At 34.0% G+C, this 12,122-nt stretch carries 16 protein-coding genes and 1 other RNA gene; 11 read left to right on the top strand and 6 right to left on the bottom strand.

The window, feature by feature from the left end; genetic code table 11:
* Window positions 1–3: 3 nt before the first annotated feature.
* Entirely contained in the window at window positions 4–606 is a 603-nt protein-coding gene (locus IGJ55_RS09605) for an HAD family hydrolase (protein ID WP_430606243.1), read from the bottom strand.
* Window positions 607–852: 246 nt separating this feature from the next.
* Between IGJ55_RS09605 and IGJ55_RS09600 the strand changes: the two genes are divergently transcribed.
* Both IGJ55_RS09600 and IGJ55_RS09595 read left to right on the top strand, forming a co-directional pair.
* A complete protein-coding gene (locus tag IGJ55_RS09600) occupies window positions 853–1,044 on the top strand; it encodes a hypothetical protein (RefSeq protein WP_430606242.1) in 192 nt (63 codons plus the stop codon).
* 327 nt (window positions 1,045–1,371) lie between these two features.
* Window positions 1,372–1,572 (top strand): cold-shock protein, encoded by a 201-nt coding sequence (locus tag IGJ55_RS09595; RefSeq protein ID WP_010761095.1) that lies wholly within the window; start codon window positions 1,372–1,374, stop codon window positions 1,570–1,572.
* 309 nt (window positions 1,573–1,881) lie between these two features.
* Here the strand turns inward: IGJ55_RS09595 and IGJ55_RS09590 are convergent, their stop codons facing one another.
* On the bottom strand, window positions 1,882–3,246 hold the full coding sequence (locus IGJ55_RS09590) for a TrkH family potassium uptake protein (protein ID WP_069640873.1): 1,365 nt from the start codon (window positions 3,244–3,246) through the stop codon (window positions 1,882–1,884).
* 239 nt (window positions 3,247–3,485) lie between these two features.
* On the opposite strand from IGJ55_RS09590, the gene treP reads away from it, so the two are divergent.
* Together treP and IGJ55_RS09580 are read left to right on the top strand one after the other, a co-directional pair.
* Entirely contained in the window at window positions 3,486–4,952 is a 1,467-nt protein-coding gene (gene treP / locus IGJ55_RS09585; RefSeq protein ID WP_430606241.1) for a PTS system trehalose-specific EIIBC component, read from the top strand.
* A 151-nt stretch (window positions 4,953–5,103) separates the two neighbouring features.
* A complete protein-coding gene (locus tag IGJ55_RS09580) occupies window positions 5,104–6,108 on the top strand; it encodes a nucleoid-associated protein (RefSeq protein WP_429949601.1) in 1,005 nt (334 codons plus the stop codon).
* A 55-nt stretch (window positions 6,109–6,163) separates the two neighbouring features.
* Here IGJ55_RS09580 and IGJ55_RS09575 read toward each other — a convergent pair whose 3' ends face one another.
* Window positions 6,164–6,520 (bottom strand): YxeA family protein, encoded by a 357-nt coding sequence (locus tag IGJ55_RS09575; RefSeq protein ID WP_069640870.1) that lies wholly within the window; start codon window positions 6,518–6,520, stop codon window positions 6,164–6,166.
* Between the two features lie 183 nt (window positions 6,521–6,703).
* Between IGJ55_RS09575 and IGJ55_RS09570 the strand changes: the two genes are divergently transcribed.
* Both IGJ55_RS09570 and IGJ55_RS09565 read left to right on the top strand, forming a co-directional pair.
* A complete protein-coding gene (locus tag IGJ55_RS09570; RefSeq protein ID WP_429949603.1) occupies window positions 6,704–7,408 on the top strand; it encodes a zinc metallopeptidase in 705 nt (234 codons plus the stop codon).
* 82 nt (window positions 7,409–7,490) lie between these two features.
* The gene (locus IGJ55_RS09565) at window positions 7,491–7,826 is read left to right on the top strand and encodes a hypothetical protein (protein WP_069640869.1); all 336 of its coding nucleotides are present in this window, start codon (window positions 7,491–7,493) and stop codon (window positions 7,824–7,826) included.
* Between the two features lie 58 nt (window positions 7,827–7,884).
* Here IGJ55_RS09565 and IGJ55_RS09560 read toward each other — a convergent pair whose 3' ends face one another.
* A complete protein-coding gene (locus tag IGJ55_RS09560; RefSeq protein ID WP_430606240.1) occupies window positions 7,885–8,739 on the bottom strand; it encodes a helix-turn-helix domain-containing protein in 855 nt (284 codons plus the stop codon).
* Between the two features lie 80 nt (window positions 8,740–8,819).
* Between IGJ55_RS09560 and tadA the strand changes: the two genes are divergently transcribed.
* Entirely contained in the window at window positions 8,820–9,332 is a 513-nt protein-coding gene (tadA, locus tag IGJ55_RS09555) for a tRNA adenosine(34) deaminase TadA (RefSeq protein WP_100630365.1), read from the top strand.
* A 40-nt stretch (window positions 9,333–9,372) separates the two neighbouring features.
* An RNA gene (gene ffs / locus IGJ55_RS09550) (signal recognition particle sRNA small type) lies at window positions 9,373–9,457 on the top strand.
* Window positions 9,458–9,558: 101 nt separating this feature from the next.
* Here ffs and IGJ55_RS09545 read toward each other — a convergent pair.
* Window positions 9,559–9,879, bottom strand: a complete 321-nt coding sequence (locus IGJ55_RS09545) for a tyrosine-type recombinase/integrase (RefSeq protein ID WP_429950046.1) — start codon at window positions 9,877–9,879, stop codon at window positions 9,559–9,561.
* A 36-nt stretch (window positions 9,880–9,915) separates the two neighbouring features.
* Between IGJ55_RS09545 and IGJ55_RS09540 the strand changes: the two genes are divergently transcribed.
* Window positions 9,916–10,329, top strand: a complete 414-nt coding sequence (locus IGJ55_RS09540) for an SH3 domain-containing protein (protein WP_069640865.1) — start codon at window positions 9,916–9,918, stop codon at window positions 10,327–10,329.
* A 198-nt stretch (window positions 10,330–10,527) separates the two neighbouring features.
* Here IGJ55_RS09540 and IGJ55_RS09535 read toward each other — a convergent pair whose 3' ends face one another.
* Window positions 10,528–10,746, bottom strand: a complete 219-nt coding sequence (locus IGJ55_RS09535; RefSeq protein ID WP_069640864.1) for a DUF378 domain-containing protein — start codon at window positions 10,744–10,746, stop codon at window positions 10,528–10,530.
* A 404-nt stretch (window positions 10,747–11,150) separates the two neighbouring features.
* Here IGJ55_RS09535 and IGJ55_RS09530 point away from each other — a divergent pair, with 404 nt between their 5' ends.
* Together IGJ55_RS09530 and IGJ55_RS09525 are read left to right on the top strand one after the other, a co-directional pair.
* Entirely contained in the window at window positions 11,151–11,306 is a 156-nt protein-coding gene (locus IGJ55_RS09530) for a hypothetical protein (RefSeq protein ID WP_429949608.1), read from the top strand.
* Window positions 11,258–11,749, top strand: coding sequence for an Abi family protein (locus IGJ55_RS09525; RefSeq protein ID WP_429950047.1), 492 nt, complete (start codon window positions 11,258–11,260; stop codon window positions 11,747–11,749). The genes IGJ55_RS09530 and IGJ55_RS09525 overlap by 49 nt, the downstream gene beginning before the upstream one ends.
* Window positions 11,750–12,122 lie beyond the last annotated feature (373 nt).

Genomic DNA, 12,122 nt, shown 5'->3' with positions numbered 1-12,122 from the left:
TGGTTATTGATTTAAAGCGTTAAGAGTAGCGGTTAATTGCTGGAAATCATTTTTAAAAACGTACCCATTCATACCAGTATTTGAAGCACTCTCAATATTGGCAGGCATGTCATCAATAAAAAAACATTCTGATGGATTCAAGTTGAAATGGGAATAAAATGCTTGATATATTTCTTTTTCCGGTTTAAGCATTTTCCAGTCTGATGATAAGAACACTCCATCGAATTGATTAAAATTTGGAATTTTTGTTTTAAAATAATGAAAATCTGAAGACGCATTGGATAAAATATATAGGTTGAAATCCTCTTCTTTTAGAGCATGTATGATAGACTCCATTTCGTTAATAGGATGAATCTCTTTATACCAATTATCTAAAAGATCAAATGCTACTTCTTTTAGATGGGCAGGTACACGTTGAGAAACGTTAACCTTGAATGCTTCTTTTCTTATAGTACCTCTATCAAATTTAAGCCAGTCAACAGAATGAAATAGCTCATTGAACAATATTTCTTGATCATCTTCATCCGCTAGTTTTTTTTTTAGCATGTCCTTAGGCTTGTATGAAATCAAAACATTTCCCATATCAAAAACAATATTTTTAATCATCTGAAACTCTCCTTCGTTAAATAAAGTTACTGTTTAAAATAACTGATTTTTATCGTTCTGAATTGGTTGCTTCATTTAATCTTAATATAGTGAGTCGGTGAAATAAAGAATATTTAAAAAAATTAAGAAAATTTATGTAATGATCTCTACTCGGGTTGAAATTCCAAGGATAGCTATAGATGAGCGATTTAAATTCTCCCTATAGTTTTAAATTGGAGTCGTGAAACAATAGAACAAGTGCTTAGTATGCTGACGTGGGAATATGTCAACATATTATACATTATTTCTATGCAAGATAAAATTCTTTGCGATATTGATAAAAGAAAGTTAACGTTAGGTGGAGATGAGTACCATATTGAAATTGATGACAGACAAGACCATAGAGTTTTCTTATTAACAACGATTGCGTTAGGTCGTATTTATTACACAAAAAAATAGATTTTTGAAAAATATGTTTGCATGTATAGCTGTTATATAGTAGACTTAACAAGTCTGAAAAATCAATACCTTAACAAATAACTATCCTTATCCCATTTCAAATGAAATGGGATTTTCTATTGAGTGACGGATAAAAATGAGTATTTTCTCATAATTAAAGAATTATGTAGACTTTCAGCCAGTAAGGTCATATAATAGGAAATGTAGTATAATTGTAATTTAAATTAATAGGTCATTTCATTCGTAAGGGTGTTTTAATTCCTCTTTTTTTATCACAAAGGTATTGCAAAAATTAATCGTGCTAAAAGCACTAGGAGGAACACATTTATGAATACAGGTACAGTGAAATGGTTTAACGCAGACAAAGGTTTTGGTTTTATTACTCAAGATAACGGAACAGATTTATTCGCTCATTTTTCAGCAATCCAAGGTGACGGATTTAAATCTTTAGACGAAGGCCAAAGCGTATCATTTGATATTGAAGAAGGTCAACGTGGACCACAAGCAGTAAACATTGTAAAAAACTAATTTAAAATTTCAGAACGATTCAATTTAAATTGAATCGTTCTTTTTTTGCTTTTGAATAATTTTGTCTCCGAGTCTTATTGCTTGAACTTTCATTTATTTGAAGTTATTATGAAATCATACCAACAACAACCCTTTTTATTTTTTCATTTTACTCTTTAGAGTAAAACTCCTTTTCCCATCTTCTTTTGAAGGTGGGATTTTTTTATTTATATATTTATAATAATTGGAAAATGAAATAAAAAACCTCAAAAAGAAATGCGCTAGAAAATTTATCAATTGAGCGCATTTCTTTTTGGGATTTTATCTTTTTTATCCGATCATAACACTTTCATCTGGATATTTAAATTTCGCTTGTTGTTTTTGTCCTTTCGTTAATAGTGAGAAGCCAACAGTATAGATACCCACACGTCCGATGTACATTAATAACATGATAATCACTTTTCCAATACCAGTAAGTTCAGGTGTCAGCCCCATAGTCAAACCCACTGTACCAAAAGCTGAAAAGACTTCAAAGGCAACATATTCAATCCCAGAAGTTTCTGGGATGTGTTCGGTGATTGTTAAAAGCATGATTGAAAGTACACACAAAGTCAATGTGATAAAGAATAGTGTCAGTGCGCGAAATACGGTACTGTTTCGGATTGTTCGTCCTTGAAATTCTGCTCGTGTTCTACCTTTAAAAATAGAGACGATCTGAATGACCAATACAGCAAATGTTGTTGTTTTTAGACCACCAGCTGTTGAGCCGGATGTCCCGCCGACATACATCAAAAAGATTGTCGTAATCAATCCGGCGTTAGTCATCTGCATATAATCGATCGAATAATAACCAGCAGTTCTTGGGGTGACAGACATAAAAAAAGTATTGGCCAGTCGATCAAAAAAATTTGTTCCAGTTGTTAACTGACTGGCATTGTGTTCAGTTAGGAAAAAGATGGCAAATGCTCCAAGCAACAATGATCCAGTCGTAATGAGCGCAATTTTCGTGTGTAAAGAGAATTTTCGTTTCTTTTTAAACTGCAATAGATCTTGCCAAACAATAAAACCAAGTCCGCCAGAAATAATCAAGAAACCAATCACAAATAAAACATAAGGCTTCGCTTGATAAGGCGTCAAGCTATCCCCTAATAAATCAAAACCAGCGTTGCAAAAGCTAGATATCGAATGGAAAAGTCCAAAAAACAACCCCTTTTTCCAGCCGAATTCTGGCACAAACTCAATTGCAAGTAGCGCAGCCCCGGCTAATTGAATGACAGTAGCTAATTTAACCACATACATCATCAAACGGAAGGCACCAGACATATCGTCTAAATTAAGAGCCTCGCGCAATAATATACGTGTACTCAGCGTAATCTTTTTACGCAGAATAAAATATAAAATGACGGGCATTGTCATAAAGCCTAAGCCACCAATTTCAATCAAGATCATAATAAGTAGTTGTCCGTAAGCATTCCAATGCAAAGCTGTATTGAGAGTAGTTAGACCAGTTACACAAACAGCCGAAACAGCAGTAAATAAGGCGTCGATAAAAGGTGTTGATTGGCCGCTACGTGAAAATATCGGCAAAGATAGCAGCGTTCCGCCAACAAAAACTAACACAATAAACCCCAGAGCTATAATTTGAACCGCTGATAAACGTTTCTTTACTTTAATCACAATTTTATTTTTTTTCATCTTTTCCTCGGGAAAAATACTATGATCGTACAGTATTTTTTATTTTATTTGATAAATCCAAGTGTACCATTTTACGGAATATTTTCCAGTAATAAGAAAATTCTTTTTCTATTCTATAGCAATGAGGGCAACAGAAAGTATTTTTTCAAAAGAAAACGCTTGTAAAAATTTAAATTATAAAGTATTATACAAACATAAAGTTAATTGTATATACAAGTTACTTGAGAGGAGCAAAGGAAATGGGTAAGTTTCAAGAAGATGCAAAAAAACTGTTAGAGAATGTAGGGGGCAAAGAAAACATCGCTGCTGTTTCACATTGTGCAACTCGAATGCGTTTTGTGTTAAATGATCCTAGTAAAGCAGATACTGTGGCGATTGAGAAAATTCCTTCGGTAAAAGGGACATTTACAAATGCTGGACAATTTCAAGTGATCATCGGAAACGAGGTACCGCAATTTTATAATGAGTTTTCAACTATATCCGGACTTGAAGGCGTTTCCAAGGAACAAGGAAAAGCTGCGGCTAAACAAAATCTTAATCCGATTCAGCGAGTAATTTCTGTTTTAGCTGAAATTTTTACACCTTTGATTCCAGCATTAGTGATCGGTGGGCTGATTTTAGGCTTTCGTAATGTGTTGGAAGGGATTCCATTTAGCTTTTTAGATGGACAGAAAATAGTTGAGGTTTCACAATTTTGGAGTGGTGTCAATTCGTTTTTATGGCTGATTGGTGAAGCAATTTTTCAATTCTTGCCGGTTGGTATTACTTGGAGTATTACTAAAAAAATGGGAACAACGCAGATTTTGGGAATTGTCTTGGGGATTACATTAGTATCACCGCAATTATTAAATGCTTATGACGTAGCAAGTACAGCTGCTGCTGATATTCCGTTTTGGGACTTTGGATTTGCCCAAGTGAGTATGATCGGTTATCAAGCGCAAGTTATTCCAGCTATGCTAGCTGGATTTTTACTCGCTTATTTAGAACTATTTTTTAGAAAAGTTATTCCACAAGCAGTCTCTATGATTTTCGTACCGTTATTTGCTTTAGTTCCAACTGTTATGGCAGCTCATGTCATTTTAGGACCAATTGGTTGGGCCATCGGTAGTTGGATATCAGATATCGTAAATGCAGGTTTAACTTCGTCAATGAACTGGTTATTCGGTGCCGTATTTGGTTTCATGTATGCGCCATTAGTCATTACGGGGCTGCATCACATGACAAATGCGATCGATTTGCAATTGATTGCTGATTTTCAATCTACCAATTTATGGCCAATGATCGCACTATCAAATATTGCTCAAGGGTCTGCCGTATTGGCTGTTGTATTCATGCATAGAGGAAATAAAGAGGAAGAGCAAGTGTCGATTCCAGCGATGATTTCTTGCTACCTTGGTGTGACGGAACCTGCAATGTTTGGAATCAACTTAAAATATGTATACCCCTTTGTGGCTGGAATGATTGGTTCTGCTTGTGCCGGACTATTCGCTACTCTTTTGAATGTTAAAGCAATCAGTATCGGTGTTGGTGGGCTACCAGGAATTCTGTCAATCGTACCACAGTATTACCTAGCATTTTTTGGTGCCATGATAATTGCCGTTGTTGTTCCATTTATTTTAACGTATATTTTTAGAAGAAAAGGTATTTTTAATAAGCTTGATCCTGTGGATGAAGTGACAGGTAAATTATTTGTGAAAGAAAGTTAGTCAATGAAATAAAATTATTTTATTTAAAAAGTAAGACGGTGTCTAACTGTCTTATTTTTTTTGTTATCTCTTTTTTCTTTTAAGAAAATAGTTGGCTTTTTTTCTTCTTTCAGGTAGACTAAATAGGGTTTAAGAAAAGGGAGAATGTCAGATGGATATTTATTTAAAAAGTGCTATTTTGCATATTATTGATCGTGAAACCGGAACTCCGGTATTTTCAGCAAAGGAATTAGATTTAACAACAGAGTATATTCGGGTCTATCTAACGAGTAAAATAACAAAATTATCAACTGCCCAAACAAAAACGGGTATTTTAGCTGAAGAAAGTATGTTTGTGGATAAGATGAGAGGAATTCCCAATGATTTTGTTCAAAAAAGTCAGCTATTAGCGCAACACTGGTATGATGTATACTCAGGCAGTGAAGATGCACCAAGTGCCGATGTTCTGTTTATTTTATACGAGTTGGATACTGTGATGCATTTAGCTATGATCAAATTGAACTATAAAGAAAGTTACACGCATTATGTGGATTATGAAGATGAAGCTGTCTTCAATAAATTGATCATTAATCGAGCGATTTTACCTTCAAAATCACAAAAACCAGATGAAGGTATGACGGTTAATCTAGATACTTTAGCATATGAGTTACTAGAAAAGCGTTATGAATTTTCTGGCGAAAAAATTTGGTATTTTTCAGAAAAAGTAATTGAATCACAACCAGCACCTTCTATAGAAGAAAACATGAAAGAAATAAAAAAAGCGGTAAAACGAATTGGAAAAAAATTTAATGAAGATGAGTTTGAACTAATTGCGTCCGTCAAAGAGGCTGTGTATGAAAGTATTGAAGAAACTGGCACAATTGATAATGAACAAATAGCTGAATTAGTGTTTAAAGAAAATATTTCAGCTCGGATGGCTTACCAAGATGAAGTCAATGAGTCAAAATTTGTTGATAAGACACCGCCAGTTCGAGAAGCAAGAGAGATTTCAGAGAAAAAATTTGGGAAGCAAAAATTAAAAATGAGTAATGGTATTGAGTTGATTGTTCCAATTGAGGTTTATCGTAATGGGGATTTGATTGAATTTGTAAATAACCCAGACGGAACAGTTTCGATCGTTTTGAAAAATATCGAAAAAATCAGTAATCAGTTATAGCTAAAAAGCACTTCATTCTTTGTGATGAAGTGCTTTCTTAATGATTCAATAGGGTTCAATCAGTTAGTTGCTCAAGTGCTTTTTTAGGGATTGTGTTTTCAGGCACTTCTTCCCAGCTTAGTACACCTTTTTTAGGATTGACTTTCAATTTTAAATAAGCATTTATTCGTAAGGGTTTCTCACGAATTTCTCTTAGTACTTGGACGTCTTTTTCACCTTGTTTATTAAACGCAATTTGAGTATAATCATATTCTGTATATTTCTCGCCATTGTCGAATTTCCCTGTTTTTATTTCATCAGGTGTTCCCACTCGAGTATAGTAGTCTTTACCACCGTAATAATAATTATAGCCAAACCCAACCGCAACTGACAAAAGTACGAATGGTAGGATGAAAAGTAGTATTTTTTTCATTATCGTCACCTCTTATTATGTAGTATGCCTTTTTTTTAATCAAGATGCCATAGAATTGGCTTATAATAATGTGACAATTTTGTTAGAGTGGCAATTGTGAGAGTTCATAAATTCGTCAAGGTATAGTTACACTTTTTTTAGAAACTCGTGATACAATAGAAGAAAGACAGGGGGAATGAGAATATGATGCCTTTTTATGCAATGTTTGATCCAACCTATATTCTAGTTATTGTTGGGTTACTGATCTCAATGGCTGCATCTGCTTATGTAAATAGTACATTTAAAAAATACGATAAAATCCAAAGTCGAAATAAAGTGACGGGTACAAAAGCGGCTCAATATATTTTGCAAAAAGAACGGATCAACGATGTTGGCGTTCAACAAATTAATGGTAATTTAACTGATAATTATAATTCTGGGAATAAGACTTTAAGTTTATCAGAAGCAACAGCCCAGTCAACTTCTGTTGCAGCAATTGGTGTTGCAGCCCATGAATGTGGACATGCGGTACAAGATCATACTGGCTATAGTCCGTTAAAAATACGTGCGGCGATTGTTCCTGTAGCTAATTTTGGTTCTTCGTTATCTTTTCCAATTATTTTAATTGGTGTCTTGTTTAGCTGGAATCAGACGTTGATCAATATTGGAATCTTCGCTTTTTCGTTGGCGTTACTTTTTCAATTAGTTACATTGCCGGTAGAATTTAATGCGTCAAGACGAGCGCTAAAGATTCTGTCAGATGGAAATATTTTGACAGAAGAAGAAGTACCGATGGCAAGGAAAGTTCTATTTGCCGCAGCTTTAACCTATGTAGCCGCGGCCTTAGCTACATTTTTACAACTGCTTCGTCTGATTATTTTATTTGGAGGAAACAATCGTAGGAACTAAATAGTAGACGATTTTGTTTTATTACCGCAATTTTTAAGAGTGTGTTATCATTATGATAGATAGTAAGAAGGAGCTGAAAAGAATGAAAACATCAACAAAAATTAGTATTGGCTTAGGCATTGCAGCAGTAGCAAGTGTTTCAGTTGCCGTGATCGCATCTGAGAAAATCGTCAAAAAAGTTTACCATGTATCGAATCGTTTCAAGGCAAAAAAATTCGTGAACGATAAATTTGGTGGAAATGAAAAATTGCTAGGAATTGTAGATGATTTATCTGATGATGAGCTTGATTCTATGATGAATATTTTAGGCAAAGTCAAAGACGGCAGAAAGAAAATCTCTTCTTACGGGGAATCATTAAAAGGCAATACTGAGAATTTAAAAGATCGCTTGGTTACCTTTGTAGAAGAAATGATGTAAAAAAGCAGAGAGTATATGGATATTAAGGACTGAGATATATCTCAGTCCTTTTGTGTTTTTATTTTGTGATTAATAAATAGCAAAATACAAGATCATCCATACGTTTTAAAGAAAGACCAGTTTGTTCATAAAATTTTTCCAAGCGATAGTGGAGGGTATTGCGATGCATATACAAATCTTTAGCAGTAGAACTAATATTTCCTTGGTTATGCCAAAGAGCAAGAATGATTTGTCGAATCTCACTAGTCAAAACCAGTTGGCTAGCAAAAGTTGTAATGATTTTGCTTTGGTTCATGGCCTCTTTAGTAAAATAATGTAGAGCCACATCGGGTAATGAGAATGCAGATTTTCCCCGAAGGTTTTGTGCTTCTTGTTTAAAAATATACTGCTCTTCTTGAAATAAATTTGGCAAATGTTCGTTAGCTTGGAAAAAATTTCCAACAAATGCAGTTGTGGATGAATCAAAGTCAGCATCCAAAGTTAAAAAGATACTTTGAATATCTTCTAGAGTGTAATGATTTTTATAGTATTTTTCAATTAAAGCGCCATCATTTTCGGTAGTAAAGAAAAAATCTTCAAAATTGGGAAAGATTTCTTGTATACTGTTTTCCCATTCTGACTGTAAAAAATCTTTGGGCTTTTTGATTTGGAATTGAATGATGCGGAATGTTCCGTCACTTTCTAGAGCTGTTTGATTAAATAAATAGTCATACCAAGGATGTTTTTTGTGATCAACAATTGATTCTTTTGAAGGGAAAATTGTTTCTAACAAACGAATTTCTGTTTCTTGTAATGCTTCTTTAGCAAGGATAAAATAGCTTCCAGCAATCGGTAGTGAAAGCCATTCGCTAGAAGCTTTTGTTTGCTGGATTCTTCCGGTAGGATATAATTCGATTAAATCTTCAATAGTCATAGACACACCTCACAACTTTATTGTACCATGAACAAGAGAAAAAGGTTTAATGATTAAAGTGAATGAAAGGTGGAAATGACTTGAGTGAGAAGACGAGCAGTCTAACGATAGCAGAAAAAGAACGATTTATGCAAGAAGCCATCAGTGAAGCAAAAAAGGCAGGAGCCATTAAAGAAGTACCTATCGGGGCGATTGTTGTATTGGATGGACAAATCATAGGTCGTGGACATAATCTTCGTGAAGAAAGTCAAGATGCTACTGCTCATGCAGAAATGTTTGCCATCAAGCAAGCTTGTGAGGCAATTGATAATTGGCGTTTAGAGCGAGCGCAGTTATTTGTCACCTTAGAACCTTGCCCGATGTGTAGTGGTGCGATGATCCTTTCTAGAGTCAACGAAGTTTATTATGGAGCCGTAGACCCAAAAGGCGGAACAGCGGGAACATTAATGAACTTGTTAGAAGATGAACGCTTTAATCACGTAGCTTATGTAGAATCAGGCATTTTAAAGCAAGAATGCGGGCAACTTCTTTCAAATTTTTTTAAAAAATTACGGGAGGAAAAGAAACTTTTAAAAAATCAACAGAAAGACTAGCCAAGTAACCAAAAATGCGGTATACTAAATCTTGCCGAAAGGCTAGGACAATGGTGGGCTTACGAAGCGTGTCAGATCCGGAAGGAAGCAGCACTAAGTAGGTGCCGCCATGTGTCTGAATTGAATGTGATTATATCAACGTTTCTAGCGATGCTAGAGACGTTTTTTTATTAAAAAATATACTTAGGAAGCACAAAAGAAGCATTGCTAGAATGCTTCTTTTGTGCTATAAACCTATGTTATTTAATTTCTCTACAATGTCAGTTTTTTGCTTTGTCGTAACGTGAGTATAAATCTGTAAAGTTGTCTTTTCATCACTGTGGCCTACACGTTCCATAATAGCTTTTATTGGTACGTTTAACTCAGTAAGTAAAAAGATATGAGAGTGCCTAAAAATATGGCTAGAAAGTTGTTTATTCTTAATTCTATACTTACCTAAATTAGCATTCATTGTTTTTAAAGATCTATTTAATGAATTGACCTGTATAAGTTTGCCGGTTTTACCTACAAAGATATAGTTGCTAGTTAGACTGGATTTACATTTGATTTAGATGATAGTACACCTTATGGGATCAAAACTCACTTGTGGGTTACTCAAAATTGGTTGGGCGATCACACTGATCCTTATAGCTATTTGGCAAGTTGGGGTATTAGTAAAGTGCAGTTGCAACATGATTTGTTTAATGGATTGACAGAGAATGGTACGACCAATCCAACTAAACCAGCACCAACAAAACCTCAAACAGGACAACGAGTTGCGATGTCAGGCGTGTTTACAACAAATCAAAGCTTGCCTGTATCTAGACATACTACAGTTGATAGTGCAGCATTAGCTTGGTATGATCCGTACGAATCAATTGTTTATGATAGTTATGTACAATCTGCTAACTACGTTCGGATCAGTTACATTGATTACGGTGACAGTCGCCGTTATGTTGCTGTTGGTCCTGATGACGGACAGATTGATACGACATTGGGTAGAGGATTTTTTAATTAAATAATTATATTATTTGCAAAATATCAGAAGAAGTAGTAAATTGAAATTACCAATTTCTGACCCTAACATTTTTTCAAGGTACTCACTCCCCAGAGTACTAAACTCCTTTTCCCATCTCTTTTGAGGTGGGATTTTTTGTTTTCTGGAAAATAAAAAAGCAACTACCTTTATTGGCAGTTGCTGCAGAGTGATTGATATTTACATTGTATCTATTCTATCTTTATTAGCAATCAATGGAAATAATTTTAAACAATAAATCGCAGATAGACCTACTAAGACATAAATGATTTTTGCAAGTATTGTAGTTGATCCTCCGAAGATAGTTGCTACTAAATCAAATTCAAAAAGTCCGACTAATAACCAGTTTAATCCCCCGACAATAACCAACGCTAATGCAACAGAATCTAAAGCTTTCATATATATTCCTCCTTCTTTAATATTTTTAAGTATAAGCTATAAACAATAATTTTTCATATACAAAGCTCATGAGAGTTTTCCTTTTGAATAATTTAATTTATATGATAGAATGATTGATTTGTTTTAGCGTTTTTTATGTTAAAATAGCCCTCCTATCAAGGAGGGCTTGTACATAGAATTACGGGAGAGTTGTGACAAGGATTTGACAGAATAGTGGTTGATTATACTTGTTAAAGTTTATTATAATTTAAATATGAGTTGAGATAGAAAAGTAAAGAATTTCAATCTTTTCTGTTGACTACGGTAACAATTCTGTTATTATTAACTTATAAGACGACAATGCTCTCACTGCCGATTGGCCAGATACGTTCTGATGTGGGAGCTCTTTTTATAGGGAGAATAACATGGATAAAGTTCAGGAACATCTAAGTTTTGAAAATCAATTATCGTTATTTGAGAGTAGAGGAATGTTAGTTACTAACAGAGAAAAAGCAGTTAAAAACTTGAAAAGATTAGTTATTATAAATTCAAAGAATTTGCTTTCCCATTATCAAAAGTAGTAACTCTGGAAAATGGAGAAAAAGAACGACAGTACGAAAATGTCGAGTTCGATAATGTATTAACCAGATATTACCAAGATAAAAATTTAAGAGTGTACCTAATGCATGCCATTGAAAAAATAGAAGTTTCCTTGAAAACTAAAGTTGCTTATATTTTAGGGAAAAATTATAAAGCATATGGTTATCTTAACTTTAGTAGTTGGTGCAATCGTGAAGAATACTGCAAGTATTACTTAAAAGAGAAAATTAGATTATCAAGCTCCCATGATATTAAAGACAAGAAAAATTTAAATGCAAACGGATTTCCTACTATTTGGTTAACGGTGGATGTGCTGACTTTTGGGGATATTTTAGTTTTGCTTCAATTGATGTCTAAAAATAACCTCAGGAAATTAGCTTCTTACTATGGCTACACAGCAGAAGAACTCATGTCGTGGCTGTAAGGTTTAAAATTTATTAGAAATATTTGTGCGCATAATTCTAATGTAATTGATTTGAAATTAACTACAACACCTAAAATACGTAACGAGTGGAAACCCTATTTATTTCAGTTTGAAAATAGGAATACTTATTCCAATAGAATTGCTGTGATGTTCTTTATTACTAAGCATTTTATAAAGAGTATAAATGAAAACTATAATTACGAAAATATTGGTAGGTCGTTGTCAATAATAGTTTCAGTAGTGATCAAGGTGCTGTTTTGCTTGGATTTAAGGATAGAAACGCATTTTCCTATTTGTTTCCCAAGCCTCTTCGTAGGAATAATTATAAAAAAATCAAAAAAAGTTAAATACATAATACTTACACCGACCCTAA

The sequence above is a fragment of the Enterococcus sp. AZ170 genome, assembly GCF_050545135.1.
GTDB classification, from domain to species: Bacteria; Bacillota; Bacilli; order Lactobacillales; family Enterococcaceae; genus Enterococcus_L; species Enterococcus_L ureilyticus.
The sequence above is the reverse complement of the archived record's forward strand: the minus strand, read 5'-3'. Positions and strand labels throughout refer to the sequence as shown.